Source organism: Streptomyces sp. NBC_00510, assembly GCA_036013505.1.
Classification (GTDB): Bacteria; Actinomycetota; Actinomycetes; order Streptomycetales; family Streptomycetaceae; genus Actinacidiphila.
The window spans coordinates 7124016-7148781 of sequence record CP107851.1; the positions used below are offsets into that span (position 1 = coordinate 7124016).

The 24766-nt window shown below is 73.0% G+C and carries 23 protein-coding genes; 16 read left to right on the top strand and 7 right to left on the bottom strand.

Annotation, left to right across the window (positions count from 1 at the left end; all coding sequences use genetic code 11):
- Positions 1–24: 24 nt before the first annotated feature.
- Complete coding sequence (locus OG937_32140) at positions 25–1491, top strand: PhoX family protein (GenBank protein ID WUD76016.1); 1467 nt, start codon at positions 25–27, stop codon at positions 1489–1491.
- A 68-nt stretch (positions 1492–1559) separates the two neighbouring features.
- Here the strand turns inward: OG937_32140 and OG937_32145 are convergent, their stop codons facing one another.
- The gene (locus OG937_32145; protein ID WUD78958.1) at positions 1560–2777 is read right to left on the bottom strand and encodes a TerD family protein; all 1218 of its coding nucleotides are present in this window, start codon (positions 2775–2777) and stop codon (positions 1560–1562) included.
- A gap of 65 nt (positions 2778–2842) precedes the next feature.
- Between OG937_32145 and OG937_32150 the strand changes: the two genes are divergently transcribed.
- Entirely contained in the window at positions 2843–3574 is a 732-nt protein-coding gene (locus tag OG937_32150) for an SDR family oxidoreductase (protein WUD76017.1), read from the top strand.
- A gap of 22 nt (positions 3575–3596) precedes the next feature.
- On the opposite strand, the gene OG937_32155 is transcribed toward OG937_32150, so the two are convergent.
- Positions 3597–4406, bottom strand: a complete 810-nt coding sequence (locus OG937_32155) for an NAD(P)-dependent oxidoreductase (GenBank protein WUD76018.1) — start codon at positions 4404–4406, stop codon at positions 3597–3599.
- A 209-nt stretch (positions 4407–4615) separates the two neighbouring features.
- Between OG937_32155 and OG937_32160 the strand changes: the two genes are divergently transcribed.
- The 12 genes from OG937_32160 (at position 4616) to OG937_32215 (ending at position 18610) form a co-directional block, all read left to right on the top strand.
- Complete coding sequence (locus OG937_32160) at positions 4616–5551, top strand: 5-dehydro-4-deoxyglucarate dehydratase (GenBank protein ID WUD76019.1); 936 nt, start codon at positions 4616–4618, stop codon at positions 5549–5551.
- A gap of 41 nt (positions 5552–5592) precedes the next feature.
- Positions 5593–6780, top strand: coding sequence for a hypothetical protein (locus OG937_32165; GenBank protein WUD76020.1), 1188 nt, complete (start codon positions 5593–5595; stop codon positions 6778–6780).
- A 348-nt stretch (positions 6781–7128) separates the two neighbouring features.
- On the top strand, positions 7129–7827 hold the full coding sequence (locus tag OG937_32170; GenBank protein WUD76021.1) for an HAD-IA family hydrolase: 699 nt from the start codon (positions 7129–7131) through the stop codon (positions 7825–7827).
- Positions 7828–8213: 386 nt separating this feature from the next.
- Positions 8214–8888 (top strand): GntR family transcriptional regulator, encoded by a 675-nt coding sequence (locus OG937_32175; protein WUD76022.1) that lies wholly within the window; start codon positions 8214–8216, stop codon positions 8886–8888.
- 99 nt (positions 8889–8987) lie between these two features.
- A complete protein-coding gene (locus tag OG937_32180) occupies positions 8988–9890 on the top strand; it encodes a dihydrodipicolinate synthase family protein (GenBank protein WUD76023.1) in 903 nt (300 codons plus the stop codon).
- Positions 9891–9914: 24 nt separating this feature from the next.
- Entirely contained in the window at positions 9915–11639 is a 1725-nt protein-coding gene (gene araD / locus OG937_32185; GenBank protein WUD76024.1) for an L-arabinonate dehydratase, read from the top strand.
- 108 nt (positions 11640–11747) lie between these two features.
- Positions 11748–12674 (top strand): sugar ABC transporter permease, encoded by a 927-nt coding sequence (locus OG937_32190; GenBank protein ID WUD76025.1) that lies wholly within the window; start codon positions 11748–11750, stop codon positions 12672–12674.
- Positions 12671–13591 (top strand): carbohydrate ABC transporter permease, encoded by a 921-nt coding sequence (locus OG937_32195; GenBank protein ID WUD76026.1) that lies wholly within the window; start codon positions 12671–12673, stop codon positions 13589–13591. The genes OG937_32190 and OG937_32195 overlap by 4 nt, the downstream gene beginning before the upstream one ends.
- 50 nt (positions 13592–13641) lie before the next feature.
- The gene (locus OG937_32200; GenBank protein ID WUD76027.1) at positions 13642–14850 is read left to right on the top strand and encodes a Gfo/Idh/MocA family oxidoreductase; all 1209 of its coding nucleotides are present in this window, start codon (positions 13642–13644) and stop codon (positions 14848–14850) included.
- Positions 14847–15689, top strand: coding sequence for a PmoA family protein (locus OG937_32205; GenBank protein ID WUD76028.1), 843 nt, complete (start codon positions 14847–14849; stop codon positions 15687–15689). Before OG937_32200 ends, OG937_32205 begins: the two co-directional genes overlap by 4 nt.
- A gap of 152 nt (positions 15690–15841) precedes the next feature.
- Complete coding sequence (locus OG937_32210) at positions 15842–17176, top strand: sugar ABC transporter substrate-binding protein (protein WUD76029.1); 1335 nt, start codon at positions 15842–15844, stop codon at positions 17174–17176.
- Between the two features lie 105 nt (positions 17177–17281).
- Positions 17282–18610: a pectate lyase gene (locus OG937_32215; GenBank protein ID WUD76030.1), complete on the top strand. Its 1329-nt coding sequence runs from the start codon at positions 17282–17284 to the stop codon at positions 18608–18610.
- 74 nt (positions 18611–18684) lie between these two features.
- On the opposite strand, the gene OG937_32220 is transcribed toward OG937_32215, so the two are convergent.
- Positions 18685–19596 (bottom strand): AraC family transcriptional regulator, encoded by a 912-nt coding sequence (locus OG937_32220; protein WUD76031.1) that lies wholly within the window; start codon positions 19594–19596, stop codon positions 18685–18687.
- Between the two features lie 120 nt (positions 19597–19716).
- Between OG937_32220 and OG937_32225 the strand changes: the two genes are divergently transcribed.
- The gene (locus OG937_32225) at positions 19717–20682 is read left to right on the top strand and encodes an SDR family NAD(P)-dependent oxidoreductase (GenBank protein WUD76032.1); all 966 of its coding nucleotides are present in this window, start codon (positions 19717–19719) and stop codon (positions 20680–20682) included.
- Positions 20683–20791: 109 nt separating this feature from the next.
- A complete protein-coding gene (locus tag OG937_32230; GenBank protein WUD76033.1) occupies positions 20792–21352 on the top strand; it encodes a carboxymuconolactone decarboxylase family protein in 561 nt (186 codons plus the stop codon).
- A 16-nt stretch (positions 21353–21368) separates the two neighbouring features.
- Here the strand turns inward: OG937_32230 and OG937_32235 are convergent, their stop codons facing one another.
- The 4 genes from OG937_32235 to OG937_32250 all read right to left on the bottom strand — a co-directional run bounded on the left by OG937_32235 (position 21369) and on the right by OG937_32250 (position 24736).
- Positions 21369–21770 carry a hypothetical protein gene (locus OG937_32235; GenBank protein ID WUD78959.1) on the bottom strand — a complete coding sequence of 134 codons (402 nt, stop codon included), beginning with the start codon at positions 21768–21770 and terminating at the stop codon, positions 21369–21371.
- Positions 21771–21865: 95 nt separating this feature from the next.
- A complete protein-coding gene (locus OG937_32240; GenBank protein WUD76034.1) occupies positions 21866–22888 on the bottom strand; it encodes a LacI family transcriptional regulator in 1023 nt (340 codons plus the stop codon).
- A 22-nt stretch (positions 22889–22910) separates the two neighbouring features.
- Positions 22911–23816 carry a carbohydrate ABC transporter permease gene (locus OG937_32245; GenBank protein ID WUD76035.1) on the bottom strand — a complete coding sequence of 302 codons (906 nt, stop codon included), beginning with the start codon at positions 23814–23816 and terminating at the stop codon, positions 22911–22913.
- A complete protein-coding gene (locus OG937_32250; protein ID WUD76036.1) occupies positions 23816–24736 on the bottom strand; it encodes a sugar ABC transporter permease in 921 nt (306 codons plus the stop codon). Before OG937_32250 ends, OG937_32245 begins: the two co-directional genes overlap by 1 nt.
- Positions 24737–24766: the final 30 nt, after the last annotated feature.

The following is a 24766-nucleotide window of genomic DNA, read 5'->3' on the forward strand; positions in this document are numbered from 1 at the left end:
ACCTCGTGGCCCCAGGAGACAACGATGCCGCTCACCCGTAGAGACTTCGCCAAGCGCACGGCGATCACCGGCGCCGGAGTCGCGCTGGCCGGAACCGTCGACGTCCTCGCGACCGCACCGGGCGCCCTCGCCGCCGAGGCCCCGGCGACCGCCGCGGAGGCCGGGGCGTCCCGGCACCACGGCCGGCTGGGTTACGGCGATCTGATCAAGGACCCCAAGGGCATCCTGGCCCTGCCCAAGGGCTTCTCGTACCGCGTCATCACCCGGACCGGCGTCACCAAGCTGGAGTCCGGCGAGTCGACCCCCTCCAACCACGACGGCACCGCGACCTTCGAGGGGCTGCGCGGCGCCACGCTGCTCGCCAACAACCACGAGCTGGCCGGCGCCCGCGCCGACTGGCCGCACCCGGTCCCGCTGACCGAGGGCCTGGTCTACGACTCCGGCGCGGCCGGCGGCGTGACCATCGTCGAGGTCGCCCAGCACGGCGGCCACGTCGTGGAGTGGGTCGGCGTGGCCGGCACCGTCACCAACTGCGCGGGCGGCCGCACCCCCTGGGGCACCTGGCTGACCTGCGAGGAGACCGAGGACAAGGCCGGCAAGAACGGCTTCCTGAAGGACCACGGCTACGTCTTCGAGGTCGACCCGTACGACCGCAAGGCCAACCGCGACCCCAAGCCGATCAAGGCCCTGGGCCGCTACGCGCACGAGGCTGTCGTCGTCGACCCCAAGCGCGGCCACCTCTTCCTCACCGAGGACGCCTCCAACCCCAACGGCCTGTTCTTCCGCTGGACCCCGCCGGCCGGCTTCCACCACGGCCGCGGCAAGCTGCGCGCCCTGGGGGCCGACGCGGGTGTGCTGCAGGCCTTCAAGTGCTTCGACTCCGGCGGCAAGTTCGTCGACGACCTGTCCCGCGCCACGAAGATCGGCACGGTCTACGGCGTGGACTGGGTGGACGTCCCGGACCGCGACGCCGCCACCACCTCCGTCCGCAAGCAGTTCGCGGCCGGCGAGGTCACCCGGGCCCGCAAGCTGGAGGGCATGTGGTGGGGCGACGGCGGCGTGTACGTCGTCTCCTCCTACGCCCGCGAGGAGAGCCCGGGCGCGTCCCACGACGGTGCCGTGTGGTTCTACGACCCCAAGCGCCGCACCCTGACCCTCAAGGTCCTCCTGGGCGTCAACCCCGACCCGTCGGTCGACGGCGCCTTCGACGGCCCGGACAACATCACCGTCTCGCCCTACGGCGGCCTGGTCATCGCCGAGGACGGCGAGGGCCAGCAGCACCTGTTCGGCGCGCTCGGCGACGGCCGCACCTACCCGATCGCCCGCAACGAGCTGAACATCGGCACCGCGCAGGAGCCGGAGTACAGCGAGTTCACCGGTGTGACCTTCTCGCCCGACGGCAGGACGCTGTTCGCCAACATCCAGGTGCCGGGCATCATGCTGGCCATCACCGGACCGTGGCGCCGCCAGGGCCACGGCGGCGCCTGCTGAGCTCCGACCGCACCACCCGCGCCCGGTGGTCCGTGCCCCGCACGGACCACCGGGCGCACCCGCGTCGCTCAGAGCGCCTGCGCGGCGGGCTTGACCATGCCCTTCACGGTGCGGGAGTCGACGAAGTCGCCCAGCGCCGTCATCTCCCACTCGCCGGAGAACTGGCGGACGAACTTGGCCATCATCACGCCCGTGCGGGGCTCGGCGCCGGTGAGGTCGAAGCGCACCAGTTCCTCGCCCGTCGTGCCGTCCAGCAGGCGGCAGTAGGCCTTGGCCACCTGGTTGAACTTCTGGCCGGAGAAGGAGTTCACCGTGAAGACCAGCCCGGTGACCTCGGGCGGCAGCCCGCCGAGGTGGACGGTGATGACCTCGTCGTCGCCCGCGCCCTCGCCGGTGAGGTTGTCACCGGAGTGCTGGATCGCCCCGCCCAGGATGGTGAGCCGGCCGAAGTAGCAGGACTCGATGTGGTTGCGCTGCGGCCCGTACGCGATGACCGAGGCGTCCAGGTCGATGTCCTTGCCGCGGTAGGCGGGCTCCCAGCCGAGGCCCATGCGGACCGAGGTCATCAGCGGCTTGCCGCCCTTGACCAGGGAGACCGTCTGGTTCTTCTGGAGGTTGACCCGGCCCTTGTCCAGGTTGATCTTGCCGGTGCCGACCGGCGGGGCGGGGGGTGCCGGCGGCGCGGGCGGCGCCGGGGGCGCGGGGGGAGGCGTCATGGCGGCGGCCGGGGGAGCGGGCGGCGGGGGAGCCACGGGCGGCGCCTGCGGCGGTGCCTGCGGCGCGGCGGCCGCGGGCTCGTCGACGGACACGCCGAAGTCGGTGGCGATGCCCGCCAGCCCGTTGGCGTACCCCTGGCCGACCGCGCGGGCCTTCCAGGCGCCGGAGCGGCGGTAGATCTCGACCACCACGAGGGCGGTCTCGGTGCTCAGGGCGGGCGGGGTGAAGGTCGACAGGACGGCGCCGCTGTCGGCGTCCCGCACCGTCGCCGTTGGCTCGGTGCCGGCGAAGGTCGCCCCGGGCGCGTCGGGGCTCGCCGTCACGACGATCTTCTCGATGCCGGCGGGCACGGCCACGGTGTCCACCGTGATCGCGTCGGGGGAGGTGCCGCCGCCGGACCGGTAGGTCACACCCGGCCCCGCGGGCTGGTTGTAGAACACGAAGTCGTCGTCGGAGCGCACCTTGCCGTCGGCGGCGATCAGGAGGCCCGACACATCAAGCCGCACGGGCGCGGATACCTCCACTGCCACGCGCGCCGCGGAGAGCGGGATGTTCGAGCCGGGTGTCATTGCGGTCATGTTCCGCTTAACGATCGTTCCGGGTTTACGGTTCCATTACCGAACGGAGTTTTCACGTGTCACGCATCGTGGTCATCAGCGGTGGCGGTACGGGCATCGGCCTGGCCGTCGCGGAGGCCTTCGTCCGCGACGGGGACCAGGTCGTGCTGGTCGGACGGCGCAAGGACGTCCTGGACGGGGCGGTCGCCCGGCTGGGTTCCGGATCGGCCCTGGCGGTCCCGGCGGACCTGACCGACGAGGCGGAGACGGCCGGGGTCCGCGAGCTCGTGGCCGAGCGCTTCGGGCGGGTGGACGTCCTGGTCAACAACGCGGGCGGGAACGTCGCGCTCGGCGGCGGCGAGCTGTCGCCCACCGAGCTGTGGACGGGCAACTTCCGGTCCAACGTGCTGACCGCCGTGCTGCTCACCGAGGCGCTGCGCGACCTGCTGGCCGACGGCGGCCGGGTGCTGCTGCTCAGCTCCATCGCCGCGGTGCGCGGCGGCGGCTCCGGTTCGTACGGCGCCGCCAAGGCCGCCCTGCACCCGTACGCCTACGACCTGGCGGCGGACCTGGGCGGGCGCGGGATCACGGTCAACGTCATCGCGCCCGGCTTCATCGACGACACCGAGTTCTTCGGCGGGCGCATGACGCAGGAGCGGCGCGCGTTCCTCGTCGGCCAGACCCTCACCGGCCGGGTCGGCGTCCCCGAGGACGTCGCCTCGCTCGCCCACTGGCTCGCCTCCCCGGGTGCCGCCCACATCACCGCGCAGATCCACCAGGTGAACGGCGGCGCGGAACGCGGCCGCTAGGGCCGCTGCGGGCCGCCGCGGGTCAGTGGGGCCAGAGCGGCGGATGCGTGGTGAAGTGGCCGCCGAGGTGGGCGTGGTCCGGGTTGTCCGGGTCGAGTTCGCCCTGCTCGGCGATGAGCTTGGCCGCGAAGGGCTCGGAGTCGTCCTGCGGCTCGTAGCCCAGCGCCCGCGCGGAGGACAGGTCCCACCACAGCCGGGTGTTGGCGGAGCTGCCGTGGACCACGGTGTGCCCGACGCCCTCGGCGGTGAGGGCGGCGTGCAGCAGCCGGGCGCCGTCCTCGGGGCTCATCCAGACCGACAGCATGCGCACCGAGGTCGGCTCCCGGAAGCAGGAACCGATGCGGATGGAGACGGTCTCCAGGCCGTGCAGGTCCCAGTAGAGCTGGGCGAGGTCCTCGCCGAAGCACTTGGACAGGCCGTAGAAGGTGTCGGGGCGGCGCGGGGTGTCGACCGGGATGAGCGGGTCGTCCCCGACCGGGCGCGGGGTGAAGCCCACGGCGTGGTTGCTGGAGGCGAAGACGATCCGCGGCACGCCCTCCTCCCGGGCGGCCTCGTAGAGGTGGTAGGTGCCCTCGATGTTGGCGCGCAGGATCTTCTCGAAGGGGGCTTCCAGGGAGATGCCCGCGAGGTGGATGATCGCGTCGACCCCGCGTACGGCCTCGCGCAGGGCGGCGCGGTCCGCCAGGTCCGCGGTGATCGCGTCGGGCGCGCCCTCGACGGGCCGCATGTCGAGCAGGCGCAGCCGGTAGCCGTAGGCCGGCAGCAGCTCGCGCATCAGGGTGCCCAGGCCGCCTGCGGCGCCGGTCAGCAGGACGGTGCGGGGAGCGGGCATGCGCGGGTCTCCTCGATCGGACGTCCACGTTCGTGGATGTCATTCATATGCATGGACACGCTAAAGAGAGCTTGTCGAAGCGTCAAGACTCCACCACCTGCGGCTGTCTTCCTTGACCCCTCCTTATGTGCTGCCTTAGCGTAAACGCGTTCATGAATATAGACATCGATCAGATGAGCGCACAGACGCCAGTCTTCAGGGAGAACCCGATGACCGATGCCGCCTCACTCTCCGCGCGCCTCGACGGCCTGCTGTTCTTCCCCGTGACGCCCTTCGGCCCGGACGGCGCCGTTGACCTGGAGGTCTTCCGCGCGCACGTGCGCCGCGGGATCGAGGCCGGAGCCGGGGCGGTCTTCGCGTGCTGCGGCACCGGCGAGTTCCACGCGCTGACGCCCGAGGAGTTCCGCGCCTGCGTCGCCGCAGCCGTCGAGGAGTCCGCGGGCCGGGTCCCCGTCGTCGCCGGCGCCGGCTACGGCACCGCCCTGGCCCTGCAGTTCGCGCGCCTCGCCGAGGAGGCGGGCGCCGACGGACTCCTCGCCATGCCGCCCTACCTCGTCGTCGCCGACCAGGCCGGACTGCTGCGGCACTACGCGGCGCTGGCCGAGGGCACCTCGCTCGACGTCATCGTCTACCAGCGCGACAACGCCGTCCTCACCCCCGCGACCGTTGCCGAACTCGCCCGCATCCCACGCATCATCGGCCTCAAGGACGGCGTCGGCGACCTCGACCTGATGCAGCGCATCATCAGCGCCGTCCGCAGCACGGTCCCCGACCGCGACTTCCGCTACTTCAACGGCCTCCCCACCGCCGAACTCACCGGCCTCGCCTACCGCGGCATCGGCGTCACCCTCTACTCCTCCGCGGTCTTCTGCTTCGCGCCCGAGATCGCCCTCGCCTTCCACCGCGCCCTGACCGGCGGCGACGACACCACCGTGAACGCCCTCCTCGACGGCTTCTACCGGCCCCTGGTGGAACTGCGCCAGCAGGGCCGCGGCTACGCCGTCTCCCTGGTCAAGGCCGGCGTCCGGCTGCGCGGGCTCGACGTCGGCGAGGTGCGCCCGCCGCTGTCCGAGCCCGCGCCCGCGCACATCAAGGAACTGGCCGAACTCATCGACCGCGGACTCGCCCTGCTCGGCGAGGACTGACGTACGGTGACCCGCGTCAACCCCCATCCCCAGGAGTCGCGTTGAGAGCCTCCACCTTCGTCTACCCGTGGGACGTCGTCGGCGACCCGGAGGCGGCGGACCGCATCGCCGGCCTCGGCGTGCAGCAGGTCACCCTCGCCTCCGCGTACCACTCCACGCGGGCGCTGACACCACGCCACCCCAGGCACCGCGTCGTCACCGCCCGCCACGCCGCCGTGCTCTACCCGCCGGACGAGCGGCGCTGGGCGGGGCGCGCCCTGCGGCCGTACACCCAGGACTGGGCGGGCGCCGAGGACGCCTACGGCGAGGCCGCCCGGGCCCTGCGGGCGGCCGGACTGGCCGTGCACTCCTGGGTCGTGCTCGCCCACAACTCCCGCCTCGGGGACGAACACCCCCGGGTGGCCGTGCGCAACGCCTACGGCGACCACTACCCGTGGGCGCCGTGCATCGCCCAGCCGGAGGTGCGCGAGTACCTCGTCACGCTGGCGGCGGAGGCCGCGGTGCGGCCGGGGACCGGGACGGCGGGTACGGAACTGGAGTCCTGCGGCTGGTACGGCCTCGCCCACCTGCACGCCCACGACAAGACGGGCGGCGTGCCGCTGCCCGGGGCCGCGCAGTACCTGATGTCCCTGTGCTTCTGCCCCGCGTGCGAGGCGGGGTACACCGGGCTGGGCGCGGACCCGGACGAACTGCGGGCGACCGTGCGCGACGCCCTGGCGCCGGTGTGGGCGGGGGAGTGGACCCCGGGGCCCGACGAGTGGGCCGACGTCGAGAAGCTGCTCGGGGCGGACCTCGCGGGGCTGACGACGGCGTGGCGGGGCCCCGTCGCGCGGGAGTTGCAGCGGGCGGCGGTGGAGGCGGTTCGGGGTGCGGCCGCACGGGCCGCGGCGGCACCGGGGTTCCAGGTGCTGCTGCACGCGGATCCGCACGCCCACCGCTGCGGGGCCAACGTGGGCGTCGACCCGGGGTACGTCCTGGCCCACGCGGACGGGCTCGTGCTGCCCGGGGCGGACCTGGTGGCGGCCTGCGTGCCGCACGCGCGGGCGGGCACCGTGCTGGCCGCCAACTTCCCCGTGGTCGCGGGAATGGGGGGCAGCCCCGGCACGCTGGCCGCGGACGCCTCCCGGGCGGCGGCGGCCGGGGCGACGGAGCTGCGGCTCTACCACGCGGGGCTCGCGTCCGCGGGGGACCTGGCGGCGGTGCGGTCGTTTTTGGCGGGGGTGGGGTGAGGCTTGCGCCTCGTGTGCGGGTGGGTTGTTGTGTGCGGGTTGTTTGCGCCTGCGGCGGGCGTCCCCCGCCCGCCCTCCCTCCCCCAGCCTTCGGCCGGGGGGACCCCCATCCGGCGCGGTCAGTGACCGCCTCGCTGCGTACGTATGGGGTCGGTGCCGCGCCGGGGTACACCCCCAGCCTTCGACCGGGGGGACCCCCACCTCGGGGCTCGCGGTTTACGCCCACGTCATTCGGCGCCGGGTCTCCCGCTCGTCCCCTGCGGGGGCACCCCGCCACACCCCCTCCTGCCGGTGTGTGCCCTTCCGCCGACATAAGCGCACCGGTATACCGGCGGGGTGATCGAAAAGGTGAGGGCTGTCCTTCTGGACTGGGTGGGGACGCTCATCGTCCCCAAGTGGGGTCCTGACCACGGTGGCCCCAAGGGCGAGGCGTGGATCGAGGGCGCGTTGAGGCGTCTCGCCCGGGACGCCTCGCCGTCGGAGGTGAGGCGGCTCAGCGCTGGTCTCGACGCGGCGATCAGGCAACCCGAAGTGGCGCGGGCGATGAACGGCGCGGACGCGTCCGTGGAGTCGTACCGGGCCGGCTTCAGGCATTGGGCCTCGGCCGCGGGCATCGACGAGGCGCTGGTGGACGCCCTGTATGCCGAACTGGCGCAACCGGACGTCGATCTCTTCGCGGTGGACGTGGAGCGGACACTTGCGACGCTGAAGGCCGCCGGGGTGCGGGTGGGCGTGGTCAGCGACGTCCACTTCGACATCCGCCCGTGGTTCGAGAAGGCGGGCCTCGACGGTTACGTCGACCGGTTCGTGCTGTCCTTCGAGCACGGTGTCTGCAAGCCCGATCCCGCCATTTTCCGGCGGGCGTTGGACGAGCTCGCGGTGGGTCCGGGCGAGGCACTGATGGTCGGGGACCGTTCCGCCTATGACGGTGCGGCGGTCGAGGCGGGCATCGCGACCCTGCTGGTCCCCCCTCTCGCCGAGGCCACCGACGAACGCCTGCACCTCGTGCTCGCATCCTGCGGACTGCCCTGGAACGTGCGCTCCTGACACCCCCACCGGCCGTCAGTCGCCCACACAGCGGGAGGGGGTGTGGCGGGGTGCGCCCGGAGGGGACGAGCGGCGGACCCGGCGCCGAATGACGTTGGGCAGCGCCGCGAGCCCCGTGGGGGTCCCCCCGGCCGAAGGCTGGGGGAGTGCGCCGGCGCGGCACCGACCCCAAACGCACGGAGCGAGGCGGTCACTGACCGCGCCGGGCAATCGGGCGGGCGGGGGATGCCCGCCGCAGGCGCAAACAACCCGCACACGACAACAACCGCACCACACACAAAGTGCGTCGGGCCCATTGACGAACCCCGCCCCCCGCCCTACTTTCATCGCGTCGTACTTCGTACGTCATATATGAGACGCCATACGTGAGATCCGAAAGAGCCCCCATGGACCTGCTCGCCGGCGCCGCGCCGACGCCGATTCCGTCCCGTACCCAGGTTGTGCTGGAAACGATCAAGCACGGGATACTGACCGGGCAGCTGAAGCCCGGTCAGGCACTCGTGGAGGCCGAGCTGGCCGCGCAGTTCGGGGTGTCGAAGACGCCCGTGCGGGAGGCGCTCAAGACGCTGGCCGGCACCGGGCTGGTCGTGATGAGCCAGTACAAGGGCGTGACCGTGCGGACCGTGGACGCGGAGATGGCGCGTCAGGTGTACGACGTGCGCCTGCTGCTGGAGCCCGAGGCGCTGCGCCGTACCGTCACGCACCGCGCCCCGCTGGACGCCGCGCGGGACGCGCTGTCGCGGGCCGACGAGGCGGGGGACCGGGCCGACCGGTCGCTCGCCAACCGGGAGTTCCACCGGGCGCTGTACACGCCATGCGGCAACCCCCTGCTGGCCCGGATGCTCGACGACGTGCGGGACCAGGCGGCCCTGGTCTCGGCGGTGGTCTGGCAGGAGACCCCGTCGTGGGAGCAGGAGGCCCGCGAGCACCGGGAGATCCTGGCGCATGCCCTCGACGGGGACGCGGACGGCGCCGCGCGGCTGCTCCACGACCACATCGCGAGCTTCGTGGCCCGGGCGTTCCCCGAGGGCCCGGACGGCGGCGAAGGAACGGCCCGCTGAGCCGCGGGCGCGCGGGGTGAGGGGACGGCCCTCCGCGCGCCCGCTCCCCCACGCCGCCCCCACCGCACCCCGTGGCGAACCGAGTTGAAGGGCAACCGCATGTCATTCGCAGAGCAGTCGTCGGCGCTCGCCGATGTCGTGGCGATCCCGGTGACCCCGTTCGGCGCGGACGGGGGCGTGGAGCGCACCGCGTACCGGGCGTTGCTGCGCAGACTGCTCGACAGCGGGGTGCGGACGGTCACGCCGAACGGCAACACCGGGGAGTTCTACGCCCTCGACCCGGCCGAGCGGCGGCTGGTCGTCGAGCTGACGATGGCCGAGGCGGACCCGGACACCCAGGTCGTGGTGGGCGTCGGCCACGACGTGCCGACCGCGGTGGCCGCCGCGCGGCACGCACGTGATGCCGGGGCGCAGATGGTGATGGTGCACCAGCCGATCCACCCGTACGTGTCCCCGGAGGGCTGGGTGGACTACCACCGGGCCATCGCGGAGGCCGTCCCGGAGACCGGGGTCGTCCCGTACGTCCGCAACGCGGTGCTGGACGGCGGGCTGATCGCGCGCCTCGGCGAGCTGTGCCCGAACGTCGTCGGGGTGAAGTACGCGGTGCCGGACGCCGCCCGCTTCGCGGCGGTGGCCCGGGACGCGGGGCTGGACCGCTTCACCTGGGTCGCGGGCCTCGCCGAGCTGTACGCCCCCGCGTACTGGGCGGTCGGCGCGCGAGGCTTCACCTCGGGTCTGGTCAACGTCGCGCCCCGGGTGTCCCAGGAGATGCTGCGCGCGCTGCGCGACGGCGACTACGCGGCGGCGATGAAGGTGTGGGAGCAGATCAGGGAGTTCGAGGACCTGCGGGCCGAACAGCAGTCCGCCAACAACGTGTCGGTGGTCAAGGAGGCGCTGGCGGTGCTGGGACTGTGCCGCCGCGACGTGCGCCCGCCCAGCCGCCTGCTGACCGGGGGCCGGCGCGAGCGGGTGGCCGCGCTCGTCGCCGGCTGGGACGTGTGAGCCGGGACGGGACGGAGGGCCGCCATGAAGAAGCCGGAAGAGCTCCGCAGCCACCAGTGGTACGGGACGGACGGCCTGCGCTCGTTCAGCCACCGGGCCCGTACCCGGCAGCTGGGCTACCTGCCCGAGGAGCACCTGGGCAAGCCGGTGATCGCGGTCCTCAACACCTGGAGCGACATCAACCCCTGCCACGTCCACCTGCGCGACCGGGCCCAGGCGGTCAAGCGCGGGGTGTGGCAGGCGGGCGGCTTCCCCCTGGAGTTCCCCGTCGCGACGCTGTCGGAGACGTACCAGAAGCCGACGCCGATGCTCTACCGCAACCTGCTCGCGATGGAGACCGAGGAACTGCTGCGCTCCTACCCGGTGGACGGGGCGGTCCTGATGGGCGGTTGCGACAAGTCCACGCCCGCGCTGCTCATGGGGGCCGCGAGCGCCGGCCTGCCGGCGGTGTTCGTGCCGGCCGGGCCCATGCTGCCCGGGCACTGGCGCACCGAGGTCCTGGGTTCCGGCACCGACATGTGGAAGTACTGGGACGACAAGCGGGCCGGCCTCATCGGTGACTGCGAGATGGCCGAACTGGAGAGCGGGCTGGCCCGTTCGCCCGGCCACTGCATGACCATGGGCACCGCCTCCACGCTGACCGCCGCGGCGGAGGCGCTGGGGATGACGATGCCGGGCGCGTCGTCGATCCCCGCCGTCGACTCCGGGCACGACCGCATGGCGGCGGCCTCGGGGATGCGGATCGTGGACCTCGTGCGCGAGGACCTGCGACCGTCCGCGATCCTGACCCGCGAGGCGTACGAGGACGCGGTGGCCACGGTGCTCGCGCTGGGCGGTTCGACCAACGCCGTGATCCACCTGATCGCGATGGCCGGGCGCAGCGGTGTCCCGCTGACGCTGGACGACTTCGACCGCATCGCCCGCACGGTGCCTGTCCTGGCGAACCTCCGGCCGGGCGGCCGCCACCTGATGGAGGACTTCCACTTCGCGGGCGGCCTCCCCGGGTTCCTGACCCGGCTGCGGGACGCCGGTGTCCTGCACCTCGACCGGCCGACCGTCGCGCACGCCACGCTGCGCGAACAGCTCGCCGGTGCCCTCGTCCACGACGAGGACGTGATCCGCCCGCTGGACCGGCCGCTCGCGGCCGAGGGCGGCGTCGCCGTCCTGCGCGGCAACCTGTGCCCGGACGGCGCGGTCATCAAGCACATCGCCGCCGAGCCGCACCTGCTCAAGCACACCGGCCCGGCCGTGGTGTTCGACGACTACCGGACCCTGCAGCGCACCATCGACGACCCGGCGCTCGGCATCACCGAGGACAGCGTGCTCGTGCTGCGCGGCTCCGGTCCGCTCGGCGGCCCGGGCATGCCCGAGTACGGGATGCTGCCGCTGCCCGACCACCTCCTGAAGAAGGGGGTGCGGGACATGGTGCGGATCTCCGACGCCCGGATGAGCGGCACGAGTTACGGCGCGTGCGTGCTGCACGTGGCGCCCGAGTCGCACGTGGGCGGGCCGCTCGCCCTCGTCCGTACCGGCGACCCGATCACCCTGGACGTCCAGGCGCGCACCCTGCGCCTGGAGGTCGACGACGCGGAACTGGAACGCCGGCGCGCGCAGTGGCAGGCACCGCCGCCCCGCTACGGACGCGGCTACGGCGCGCTGTACCAGGACCAGATCACCCAGGCCGACACCGGCTGCGACTTCCGCTTCCTGGCCCGGCCCGGAGAAGTGCCGGAGCCCTACGCGGGCTGACGCCCCGCCGCGCACCACCCCGCACCGCCCGTACCGCCACCGCGCCCGTGGCGGCCCCGCACCACTAGGCAAGCGCTTTCCCCGCACCCGTACGAAGGAGTACCGGTCATGGCCACAGCCGTGGCGAAACCACCCCGGCCCCCGCGGCGCCGGCCGTCCGGCGCGGCCCGGCGCACCCCGTACCTCCTGATCGCCCCCGCCGTCCTGCTGATGCTGGGCTTCATCGCCTACCCGATGGTCAGCGTCCTCTACTACAGCCTTCGGGACCACAACGTCACCAAGCCCTGGCGGAACGGCTTCGCCGGCTTCGGCAACTTCCGGCGGATCCTCTTCGACGACCCGCTGTTCTGGCAGAGCCTGCTTTTCAGCCTCAAGTGGGTCGTCGCGGAGGTGGGGCTGCAGCTCGCCCTCGGGCTGGCGCTCGCCCTGGTCGTCAACCAGACCTTCGTGGGCCGCGGCCTGTCGCGCGCCCTGGTCTTCTCGCCGTGGGCCGTCTCCGGCGTGCTGACCACCACGATCTGGATGCTGCTGTACAACCCCGCCACCGGCATCAGCCGCTACCTGGCGGACGCCGGCATCGGCGAGTACGGCACCTCGGTGCTCTCCAATCCCGACACCGTCTTCCCGGCCGCCGTCCTGGCCGAACTGTGGCGCGGGGTGCCGTTCTTCGCCATCCTCATCCTCGCCGACCTGCAGTCCATCCCGAACGAGCTGTACGAGGCGGCCTCGGTCGACGGCGCGGGCCGCTTCCGGCGGTTCTTCCACATCACGCTGCCCCACCTGCGGGACGCCATCGTGCTGTCCACGCTGCTGCGCGGGGTGTGGGAGTTCAACAACGTCGACCTGCTCTACACGCTCACCGGCGGCGGTCCCGCCGGTTCGACGACCACGCTGCCGCTGTACGTCGCCAACACCGGCATCGACGGCCACGACTTCGGCTACGCGTCCGCGCTCACCACCGTCGCCTTCGTGATCCTCCTGTTCTGCTCCATCGTCTACCTGCGTTTGAGCAAGTTCGGGGGCGACCGCACATGACCACCACCGTGCCGGAGAGGAACGGCCTCCCCCTGCCGCGCGTGGCGCCCGCCGTGCGCCCCGACGGCGGCGGCACCGGGCCGCGCCGCGGGCGCCGGGCGCTCGGCGCGGGTGCGCCGCGGTGGCAGATCTACCTGCCGCTCGGTCTGTACCTGCTGTTCACGCTCGTCCCCTTCTACTGGATGCTGCTGTTCGCGCTGCGCCCCTCGGGGTCCACCTCGCTGGTGCCGTGGCCGGCCACCACCGCGCACTTCTCGAAGGTGTGGAACGACCTCGGCTTCGCGGTCTTCTTCAAGAACAGCCTGCTCATCGGCGTGGCCACGCTCGTGATGACCACCGTGATCGCCCTGCTCGGCGGCTACGCGCTGGCCCGTTTCGACTTCCGCGCCAAGCGCGCCTTCCTGCTCGCCCTGCTGTGCTCGCAGTTCATCCCGGGCGCGCTCATGCTGGTGCCGCTCTTCCAGATCTTCAGCGAGCTACGCATGATCGACTCCCTGTGGAGCGTCATCGTCGCCGAGACGGTCTTCCAGCTGCCGCTGTCGATCATCCTCATCAGCGGCTTCATCAGGAACGTCCCGGTGTCGCTGGAGGAGGCCGCCTGGGTCGACGGCTGCGGCCGGATCCGGGCCTTCTGCGCGGTGGTGCTGCCGCTGCTGCGGCCGGGGCTGGTCGCGGTGGGCTCCTTCGCCTTCGTGCACAGCTGGAACCACTTCCTCTTCTCGCTGATGTTCCTCAGCACGCAGGAGAAGTACACGATCCCCGTGGGCCTCAGCTACACCATCGGCTCCGGCGAGAGCGTCGAGCTCGGAACGCTCGCCGCGGGCGGCGTCGTGGCCGCGGTGCCCGTCGTCATCGTCTTCGCCTTCATCCAGAAGTGGCTGGTCACCGGCTTCAGCGCGGGTGCGGTGAAGGGCTGACGCCCGTCCCGCCCCCCCACCCCTGTCCCGCGGACGAGGAGGTCCGAACCGTGCGAGATGCATCCACGCGGCCCGCCGGCGGCGGCCCGGCGGCGACACCGCCCGGCGACGCGCCCGTGCCCGTCGTCCTGGCCGGGGCCCGCGGTCACGGCGCCTGGCACCTGGAGAACCTGAGGAGGCTGTCGGCCACCGGTCTGGTGCGGCTCGCCGGGATCTGCGACACCGTCCCGCTCGCACCGGGGGAACCGGCCGGGTTCCCCGGACCCGCCCACGGCACCGACCTGGGCGAACTGACCGCGCGGACCGGTGCCGGGATCGTCATCGTCTGCACCCCCCTCCACACGCACACCGACCTGGCGCTGGCCGCGGCCGCGCAGGGCGCCCACGTGCTGCTGGAGAAGCCGCCCGCGCTCTCCTACGCCGCGTACGAGCGGCTGATGGCCGGGGTCGAGGCGAGCGGGCGGGCCTGCCAGATCGGCTTCCAGTCGCTCGGCTCGCACGCCGTGGCCGCCGTGCGGGCGCTCGTCGCCGACGGCGCGATCGGCGCCGTGCGCGGCATCGGCGCCGCCGGCAACTGGGTGCGCGACGAGCACTACTTCCGCCGGGCCGCCTGGTCGGGGCTGCGCAGGATCGGCGGTACGGACGTCGTCGACGGGGTGCTCACCAACCCCCTCGCCCACGCCGTCGCCACCGCGCTCGCCCTGGACGGCAGCGAACGCGCCGAAGACGTGGGGGCGATCGAGCTGGAGCTCTTCCGGGCCAACGCCATCGAGGCCGACGACACCTCCGCCCTGCGGCTGCGCACCGCGCGGGGCACGGTCGTCACGGTCACCGCCACCCTGTGCGCCGAGCGGAACACCGAGCCGTACGTCGTCGTCCACGGCGACCGCGGCCGTGTGACGTTCTGGTACAAGCAGGACCGCGTCCTGCTGCAACGCGCCGGGCACGGCCCGCAGGAGCAGCGGTACGGGCGCAGGGACCTGCTGGAGAACCTGGTCGCGCACGTGCGGCACGGCGAGGACCTGCTCGTGCCGCCCCGCGCGACCGGCGCCTTCATGAAGGTCGTCGAGGCCGTGCGCACCGCCCCGGACCCGGTGCCGCTCCCCGACGGCGCGTGGCGCACCGAGCCCGGCGAACGGTCCACGCGACGTGTCGTCACCGGGGTCGACGGCATGGTCACCGCCGGCGCGGAGTCCCTGGCCCTCTTCTCCGAGCTGGGCGCCCCGTGGGCCGCACCGAACGGGGTGGTCCGGCGATGACGGCCACCGTGCTGCGCGCCGCGGGACGCACCGTCGGACGGTACGTCCACCGCCCCGAGCTGCCCGGGCGGCTCGCCCCGCGCCCGTACCTGCACCCGCTGACCACCCTGGCCGGGGTGCCCGTCACCGAGTTCATGCCCGGCGACCACCTCCACCACCTCGGGGTGAGCGTCGCCGTCCCCGACGTCGACGGGCGCAACTTCTGGGGCGGGCGCACCTACGTCCGCGACCGGGGCCCGGCCGAGCTGGACGACCACGGCGTCCAGGAGCACCTGGGCCTGCTCCGTGGCGGCCCGGACGGCTTCACCGAGGAGCTGTCCTGGCGCACCGGGGACCGCGAACTGCTCCGCGAGCGAAGGACGGTCACGGCCCGCGCGCTCGGCGAGGGCTGCTGGGCGCTCGACGTCACCTTCGCGCTGGCCAACCCCGGCGACCGGGAGCTGACCCTCGGCAGTCCCGCCACCAACGGCCGTCCCGGCGCCGGTTACGGCGGCTTCTTCTGGCGGGCGCCCACCGAGCCGGAGCGGGCACGGGTGTTCACGGCCGTCGCGGAGGGCGAGGAGGCCGTGCACGGCCGGGCGGCCGACTGGCTGGCCCTCTCCGGCGAGGGCTGGACGCTGGTCTTCGCCGGGGCGACCGCCGGGACCCGCCGCGACCCGTGGTTCGTGCGCACCGCCGAGTACCCGGGCGTCGGCTCCTCCCTCGCCTGGGCGCGGCGGCTGCCCGTCCCCGCCGGCGGCACCGTGACCCGGCGGATCGTCACCGCCGTCGCCGACGGGCGCCTCGGACCCGCGCAGGCCGGCGCGCTGGCCCGCCGCCTCGTCGAGGGGAGCGGCTGACGATGCGCCCCTGGACCGCCGGCCTCGGCGACGGCACCCACCGCCGCGGACACCGGCGACGGCCCGCGCCGCTCGGGCCCGGAACCCCCGCCGGACCCCCGGCCACCCCTCACGTCCCCACCACCCGCACACACCCCGACAGGAGAGTCACCATGAGAGCACCGAAGGGCCGCGGAGCGCGCCTCGCCGCCGCCGTCGCGGCCGTCTCCGCACTGGCGCTGAGCGCGTCCGCCTGCGGCACCGACGGCAAGGGCAGCTCGGGCAGCGAGGGCAGCGGCAAGGGCACCGTCACCTTCTGGGACAACAACGGCGGTGTCCGCACCGAGGTGTGGAAGGAGATCATCTCCCGCTTCGAGAAGAAGAACCCGGACGTCAAGGTGAAGTACGTCGGGGTCGCCGCCGCCGACGTGCAGTCCAAGTACGACACCGCCATCGCGGGCGGCAAGGGCCTGCCCGACGTGGGCGGCGTGGGCACCGCGATGCTCGCGAGCCTGGTGGCGCAGGGCGCGCTCGACCCGGTGACCGACCGCATCGACGACAGCCCCCTGAAGGGCAGGTTCGACCCCAACCTGGTCAAGAGCGTGCAGGTGGCGGGCGGCGGCGACGAGCTGTTCTCGGTGCCGACCTCCGCGAACATGGGCGTCCTGTGGTACCGCACCGACCTGTTCGAGGCCGCGGGGGTGCCGGCGCCCACCACCTGGGACGCGTTCTTCACGGCGACGGAGAAGCTGACGGACCGGAAGAGCAACGAGTTCGGCTTCACCTTCCGCGGCGGCGCCGGCTCGATCGCCCAGGCCCTGGACATGATGTACGGGCAGTCGGGCATCGACAGCTTCTGGAACGGCGACACGACCACCGTCAACGACCCGAAGAACGTGGCGGCGCTGGAGAAGTACGTCGCGCTGTACAAGAAGACCACGCCCGAGGCCGACCTCAACAACGACTTCACCAAGATGGTCGCCGAGTTCGACAACGGGAAGATCGGCATCCTCCAGCACAACCTGGGCTCCTACCAGAACCACCTGGACGCCCTCGGCCAGGACAAGTTCGCGGGCGTGGCCATGCCGGTGGACGCGGCGGGGGTGCGCACCACGGTCTCCAACCCGGTGGACGGGCTCGGTCTGTTCAAGAGCTCAGGGAACAAGGAGGCCGCCTGGAAGTTCATCGAGTTCGCCGCCTCCGCGGAGGCGAACAGCCTGTGGAACGAGTCGGCCGGGGCCATCCCGTCCAACACCGAGGCGCAGGACGACGACTGGATCGCCTCCGCCGGGGCCACCAAGATCGCCATCGAGGCGCTCACCGACCCCAAGACGAAGATCGTCCAGCTGCCGTACTACCTGCCGGACTGGAACACCCTCAGCAAGGCCGACAGCGAACCGGAGTTCCAGAAGGTCGTCCTCGGCCGGCTGAGCGCCAAGGACTTCCTCGACGCCCTCGCCGGGAAGCTCAACGCCGCGCAGGCGGACTGGAAGAAGCACACCTCCTGATCCGCGTGCCCGGGTACGGGACGGCCGGCGGCGCCCACGCCGCGCCGTGAGCCGCCGGCCGTCCCCGTTCCCCCTCCCATCCCCACCTCCTTCCAAGGAGCCGCAATGCGCAGATTTGTGTGTCATGCACGCGTCATTCCTGCTCTGGTGGGCTGCACGACGCTCGCCCTCGCCCTCACCGCTCCGGCCGCGGCTCAGGCCGCCCCGCGCGGGGCCGCCCTCGGCCGTGCCGTACTGCCCGCCGGCGACGGCTGGGCCTCGGCCGGCGGGGGCACCAGGGGAGGCTCGGCCGCCGACGCCGCCCACGTCTTCACCGTGCGCAACCGCGCCGAACTGGTCGCCGCCCTCGGCGACGGCGACGGCACCCCCCGGATCGTCCGGGTCAAGGGCGTCATCGACGTCAACACCGCCGACGACGGCACCCCGCTGGACTGCGCGGACTACGCCACCGACGGCTACACGCTCGACGGCTACCTCGCCGCCTACGACCCCGCGGTGTGGGGCACCGACCGCGAGCCGTCCGGCCCGCTCGAGGACGCGCGTGCCGCCTCGCAGAAGGTCCAGGCGGAACGCGTCCAGGTGCGGGTCGGCTCCCGCACCACCCTCGTCGGCCTCGGCCGGGGCGCCACCCTCCGCGGCGGCAACCTCATGGTCCAGGACGCCGACGACGTCATCATCCGCAACCTGTCCTTCGAGAACGCCGCCGACTGCTTCCCCGCCTGGGACCCCACCGACGGCGACACCGGAAACTGGAACTCCGAGTACGACAACCTCAGCGTGGTCGGCTCCACGCACGTGTGGGTGGACCACAACACCTTCTCCGACGGCGACGAGCCCGACACGACCCTGCCCACGTACTTCGGCCGCGTCTTCCAGAAGCACGACGGCCTCTTCGACGTCATCAAGGGCTCCGACCTCGTCACCGGGTCCTGGAACGTCTTCCGGGACCACGGCAAGACCTCGCTCATCGGCAACAGCGACAGCGCCGCCGCCACCGACGCGGGCAGACTGCGCGTCACCCTCCACCACAACCTCTACCGGAACGTCACCGAGCGCGCCCCGCGCGTCCGCTTCGGCCAGGTCGACGTCTACAACAACCACTACGTGGCGACCGCGGACTCCGGCTACGCCTACGGCTACAGCCTCGGTGTCGGCGTCCAGTCGCAGCTCGTGGCGGAGGCCAACGCCTTCACCCTGCCCGCGGGCGTCGACCGCGCCACGGTCATCAAGAAGTGGAAGGGCACCGCCCTCACCGAGGACGGCAACCTCGTCAACGGCCGCCCCGTCGACCTGCTCGCCGTCCACAACGCGGGCGTCCCCGCCGAGCAGCTCGGCGACGACGCGGGGTGGACCCCGGCCCTGCGCGCCCGGGTCGACCGTGCGGGCGCCGTACCGCACGTCGTCGACTGCCACGCGGGCAGCGGAAGGCTCTGACCGGCCGGCGCCCCGCACCCGCCCGTCGGCCGACCGTCCCCGGCCGGCGGAGGCCCGGGCCCCCGGCCGTCCCGTCAGGCCGCGGGACCACCGCGGTAGGCACGGGGCGAGCTCCCCGTCACCTCCTTGAAGGCCGTGCTGAGCGCGCTCTCGGAGCCGTAGCCCACCGCGCGGGCGATGACGGCGAGGGTCTCGGTGCCCTTGCGCAGGCGCTGCGAGGCGAGTTCGATGCGCCACCGCCTGAGGTAGTCCAGCGGCGGACAGCCCACGGTCCGCTTGAACCGCGCGGCGAGCGTGGACCTCGACACCCCGCTGGTGCGGGCGAGTTCGGCGACCGTCCAGCCGTGCGCCGGCGCGCGGTGCAGCGCGGCCAGGGCGGGCGCCACGACGGGGTCGGCCAGGCCGGCGGGCCAGCCCGACGCGCCGTGCGACTCCTCGGCGAGGTGCAGACGCAGCACGTGGACCAGCATGACGACGGCCAGGTGCTCCGCCACGAGGGTGGAGGCCACGGGCCGTCGCAGCAGCTCCTGCCCGATCTGCTCCAGTGCCCAGCCCACGGTCTGCGCGTGCGCGGTCCCCGCGGGCACGTGGATGACCGGCGGCAGGGCGTCCAGCAGCAGGGCCCGCGCGCGGTCACCGAAGGAGAAGCGGCCGCCGACGAGCAGGACGTCGTCCCCCCGGCCGACCCGGGCGAAACCGCCCTCCGCCGCGGCGAACACCGGCTCCGCGGCGACCGGGGCCACGCCGGGAGCGCTGCGCAGCACGAACGGGCGGGCCTGGGTGAGCAGGAAGCAGTCGCCCGCGGCCAGCTCCACCGGCCCGTCCGCCCCCTCGACCTCCAGGAGGCACCCGCCGCGCCGGACCGCGTTGAACTTCACCCCGGACGGCGACTCGAAGCGCACCGCCCACTCGCCGCCCGCCACGAGGCCCGTCGAGAGGTGGGCCCTGGTCTCCAGCAGGGCCAGCACGTCCTCGAGCGGATCCATGACGTGCCTCCAGGAGCTGGACGACGGCTGAAGTTTTCCGGAGTTTTCATTATGGAGAATACGCGATGCCGTCCATAGCCTGGTTCGCGTACCGGCCGTTCCCCTCCCGAGAAGGTCACCGTGCTCGACCACCCCCTGCTGCAGACCCCCTTCCCCTCGCACGCCACGGCCTCCGAGGTCATCGGCGGAGTCGACCTCACCGGCCGGCGCGCCCTCGTCACCGGCGGCGCCTCCGGCATCGGCCTCGAAACGGTCCGGGCCCTGGCCTCGGCCGGCGCGGACGTCACCGTCGCCACGCGCGACCCCGCCGCCGCGGCACCCGCCCTCCGTGAGCTCGCCACCACCGCCCCGGCGGGCTCGGTGGACGTACGGGCCCTCGACCTGGCCGACCTCGCCTCCGTCGCACACTTCGCGGACGCCTGGAGCGGGCCGCTCGACATCCTCGTCGCCAACGCCGGGATCATGGCCCTCCCCACCCGCCAGGTCACCGGCCTCGGGTGGGAGCTGCAGCTCGCCACCAACCACCTCGGGCACTTCGCCCTCGCCACGGCACTCCACCCCGCACTGCGGGCGGCCGGCTCGGCCCGTCTGGTGGTCGTCAGCTCCGGAGCCCACCGCAACGCCGCGTTCGACTTCGGCGACCCCCACTTCGAGCGGCGTCCCTACGACCCCTGGACGGCCTACGCGCAGTCCAAGACCGCCGACGTCCTGCTCGCGGTGGGCGCCCGCCGGTGGGCCGCCGACGGCATCACGGCCAACGCGCTCAACCCCGGATGGATCCTCGGCACCAACCTCCAGCGCCACATCGACGCCGGCACCATGCGGGCGATGGGCGTGACGGACGAGGACGGCGCCGTCATCCCGCAGCCGTACCACAAGACCGCGGAGCAGGGAGCCGCCACCTCGGTGCTGCTCGCGGCGTCGCCGCTGCTCGACGGGGTGACCGGACGCTACTTCGAGGACAACCAGGAGGCGCCGGTCGTGGACGGGGACGAAGAGCGCCCCGGCGGCGTCGCCGCCCACGCCGTGGACCCGATCGCCGCGGACCGGCTCTGGGACCGCGCCCTGTGCGCCCTGCGGATGTGACCTCACGGAGGTGCCCGGAGATGTCCGCCGCCCCCGGATGTCACAGCGGGGAGGCAGCCGTCCGTCGTACTCCCGCAGGCACGACGCGGACGACCCCAGGAGGCACGACATGTCCCGCATCTCCCTCGACCCGCCCCGGACCCCGTTCATCCGGCTCGCCGAGTGGTACGCGCGCCGCAGGTTCGGCAGGGTCCTCGACCCCGGCCGGGCGATCGGCCACCACCCGAAGGTGCTGATGTCCTACGCCCGCTTCGAGCAGGGCGTGGAGAAGTGGCACGCGCTCGACCCGGGCCTCAAGCACCTCGCCGTCATGGCGTCCGCGGTCCGCATCGGCTGCTCCTGGTGCGTGGACTTCGGCCACTGGAAGGCCGAGGGCCTGGGACTGCCCATGGAGAAGGTGGGCAAGGTGCCCGTCTGGCGTGAGCACCGGGAGGACTTCACCGAGCTCGAACAGTGGGTGATGGAGTACGCCGAGGCCATGAGCGAGACGGAGCCGTCCGTCACCGACGACCTGGCCCGCCGGCTGCTCGACCGGCTCGGTGAGGCCGCCTTCGTCGAGCTCACGGCCATGGTCGCGGTGGAGAACCTGCGCTCCCGGCTCAACAGCGCCCTCGGGCTGACCAGCCAGGGCTTCTCCGAGCGGTGCGCGGTCCCGCCCCGTACGTCCTGACCGCCCCGCGGCCGGGTCACGCCGCCGCGGCGCCCTCGGGGGTCGCGGCCCGGGCCCTGCGGCCCTCGTGCCAGAGGGCCGCACCCGTCACCAGCGCGCCCACGCCCTCCCACACGCCGACCCCGAGGAAGCCGGAGGGCGCCCGGCCGATCACCACGGCCGTGGTGAAGACGGTGAAGGTCAGCAGCCGGAACGGGACCGTCCAGCCGAAGAAGGCGCGCCAGTCGGCCAGGGCCGCCAGGACGTAGTACACGCCCATGTTGAGCGCCGCCATCGAGGACGCGGTGAGGAAGACCAGGGTGTAGTCGCCGGCCGCGCGGTGGTCCGGACGGTGGAAGCCGAGCAGGGACAGCTGCACGGCCGGCGAGACGATCCCGACGATGCCGAGCGCGGCGGCGAGCACACCGAAGACGGCCATGGTCCAGCCGGAAAGGGAGCGGGGGAGACGCACCGGTCCTCCAAGTCCGGGGGCGGCGGCTTCGACGCCCCAACTCCCATGATCCTAGGGGATGTTCAGGCCGAGTCCCGCCGTACCAGCTCCGTCGGGAGGATCACCGCGGACGGCTCGTCACCGGCGATGCGGGCGAGCAGCAGGCGCACCATCTCGGCGCTGATCCGGTCCCACGGCTGGCGGATCGTGGTCAGCGGCGGCAGCGTGGCCAGCGCCGCCGGGGAGTCGTCGAAGCCGCCGACCGCGACGTCCTGCGGCACCCGCCGCCCGGCCCGCTCCAGCGCCGCCAGCGCGCCCTGCGCCATCAGGTCGGAGGCGACGAAGACCGCGTCCAGGCCGGGGGAGCGGTGCAGCAGCGCGGTCATCGCGGCCTCCCCGCTGGCCCGGCTGTAGTCGCCCTCGGCGATCAGCGTCTCGTCGGCGGGCAGCCCCGAGGCGGCCAGCTCCTCGCGGTAGCCAGCCAGGCGCTGCACACCGCCGGGGGTGTCCAGCGGCCCGGTGATCATGGCGATCGTGCGCCGCCCGGAGGCGACGAGGTGCCGCACCATCCGGTGCGCGCCGCCCCGCTCGTCGGCCGCCACGTACGCGACCCTGCCGCCCTGCCCCAGCGGCTCCCCGCACGCGACGACCGGGACCCCGGCCTTCTCCAGCCGCTCGGCGACCGGGTTCCCCGAGTGGCTGGACACCAGCAGCACGCCGTCGACGTGCCCGGCGGTGATGTAGCGGGTTATCCGACGCCGCTCGGACTCGTCGCCGGCGATCATCAGCAGCAGCGGTATGTCGTGTGCGGCCAGCGCCTGGGTGCAGCCGCTGAGCAGCACGTTGAAGTTCGGGTCCTCGAAGAAGCGCTCCTGCGGTTCGGTGAGCAGGAAGCCCACCGAGTCCGACCGCCCGGTGATCAGGCTGCGGGCGTGCCGGTTCACCACGTAGCCGGTGCGGCGGATGGCGGCGTTGACCGCCTCCATCGCGGCCGGGCTCACGTTGTGCCCGCCGTTGAGGACGCGCGACACCGTGCCCCGTGACACGCCCGCCTCGCGGGCCACGTCGTGGATCGTCGGGGGACGGCGTCGTTCTGTGCGGCTCATACCGTTCTTCCTTCGGGGCTCCTCAGGACTTTACGGCCCCGGAGAGCAGGTCCAGGCTCCAGAACCGCTGGATCACCAGGAACAGGGCGATCAGCGGCATTATCGCCAGCATCGCACCGGTGATCACCAGCGTGTAGAGGGCGGGCGCCGAGGCGCCCTGCTGGAGCAGGGTGAACAGGCCCAGCGTCACCGGGAACTTCTCGTCGTCGCCCAGCATGATGAACGGCAGCAGGAAGTTGTTCCAGATCGCCACGAACTGGAAGAGGAAGACCGTCACCAGTCCGGGCAGCATCACCGGCAGCGCGATCGTGCGGAAGATCCGCCACTCGCCCGCCCCGTCCACCCGGGCCGCCTCCACCACCTCGTCCGGCACGGCGGCGGAGGCGTAGATCCGGGCCAGGTAGATGCCGTACGGCGCCAGGACGCTCGGCAGCAGCACCGACAGGTAGCTGTCGGCCAGACCCGCCTTGGCCATCAGCAGGTACTGCGGGATCGCCAGGATGACCGGCGGCATCAGCACCCCGGTCAGCAGGACGTTGAAGATCGCCTCGCGGCCCCGGAAGCGGTACTTCGCCAGCGCGTAGCCGCTCACCGCGGACACCGCGGTGGACAGCAGCGCGCCGAGGCCCGCGTAGAAGAGGGAGTTGAGCATCCACCGCCAGTAGACGCCGTCGCGGTACGCCGTCAGCGCGGAGATGTTGTCGACCAGACCCGTGCCGGGCAGGAAGGTGAACGTCGCGAACAGCTCGCGGCTGCTCTTCGTCGACGCCACCAGCACCCATGCGACCGGGAGCAGGCAGTAGGCCGCACCGAGCAGCAGCACGACGGTCGGGACCAGGCCGGTCCCGCGGCGGCGCCGCGGCGCGGTGGCGCGGGCCGCCGCGGTGGCGCCGGGCCGCTGGGCGAGGGGGGTTGCGGTGACGCTCATCAGGAGGCTCCCTGCCGGGTACGGGAGTTGGCCGCCCGCAGGAAGCCGAAGGACAGGACGAGGGTGACGACGGCGATGACCACGGACGTCGCGGCCGCCGAGTGGAGGTCGCCGCGGACGAAGGCGTCCTGGTAGACCTTCATCAGCGGGCTCCAGGTCGTGGAGATCGAGTTCGTCATCCCCTTCAGGGTCATCGGCTCACCGAAGACCTGGAAGGTCGCGATCATCGAGAAGAAGAAGGTCAGCACGAGCGCCGGCGCCACCGTGGGGATCTTGATCCGCAGCGCGATCTGCAGCTCCGAGCAGCCGTCGATCCGCGCGGCCTCGTAGATCTCGGCGGGCACCGCCCGCAGCGACGTGTAGATCACGATCATGTTGAAGCCCGTGCCGCCCCACACGGCGACGTTCGCCAGCGCGCCGAAGAGCGCGCCGCCGGTCAGCAGGTCCGGCTCCGGCAGCCCCATGGCGCCCAGCGCGTAGTGGAGCGGGCTGAGCGAGGGCAGGTAGAGGAAGCCCCACAGCAGCGCCGCGACCACCCCGGGCACGGCGTACGGCAGGAAGATCGCCAGCCGCGAGAAGCCGCGCAGACGGGTCCGCTGCGCGTCCAGCATCAGGGCGAACAGCAGGGCGAGGCCCAGCATCACCGGTACCACGATCGCGCCGTAGCCGAGGATGCGGGCGGCGCCGTGCAGGAGCTCGGTGTCGGACAGGACGGAGGTGTAGTTGGACAGCCCCGCCCAGGCCTCGCCGCGTGCGCCCCGGCCCAGGCCCAGGCCCTTGACCTCGATCTTGCGGAAGCTCAGGTAGACGGCGTAGCCGATGGGGAGCGCGAAGGTCGCGGCGAACAGGACGACGGCGGGGACGAGGAATCCGTAGGGGGCGAGGCGTCGGGTGCGCCGGGCAGCGGACGTGGGCGGCATGGGCGGCTCGTTTCGGACGGCTGACGAACG